Source organism: uncultured Psychroserpens sp. (genome assembly GCF_947494225.1).
Taxonomy (GTDB): domain Bacteria; phylum Bacteroidota; class Bacteroidia; order Flavobacteriales; family Flavobacteriaceae; genus Psychroserpens.
The window spans coordinates 1-225 of record NZ_CANLUG010000039.1 but is presented as its reverse complement, the minus strand read 5'-3'; the positions used below and the strand labels follow the sequence as shown (position 1 = coordinate 225).

Annotated in this window: 1 protein-coding gene; it reads left to right on the top strand. The window is 41.8% G+C overall.

The annotated features are described in order from the left end of the window. Positions 1-225: hypothetical protein (locus Q0893_RS19560; protein ID WP_299278988.1), on the top strand; the 225-nt coding region annotated here is incomplete at both ends.

The following is a 225-nucleotide window of genomic DNA, read 5'->3' as shown; positions in this document are numbered from 1 at the left end:
AAAACAATCACAGTATTACCAGCACCAATGGCTGAATTTGATGAAGTAGAAGACATGGAAGTTACATGTGAAGAAGCTGCATCTGTTCAGGCAGGATCATTAGGATACACTAATGGAGGAACTGGGGCATGTGAGATTTCAGGATCAGTAGAAGGAGAGTTAAGTGGATCATACGATGAGTGTGGTGGAACACTTACAGTGAACTGGACTTACACAGATGATTGT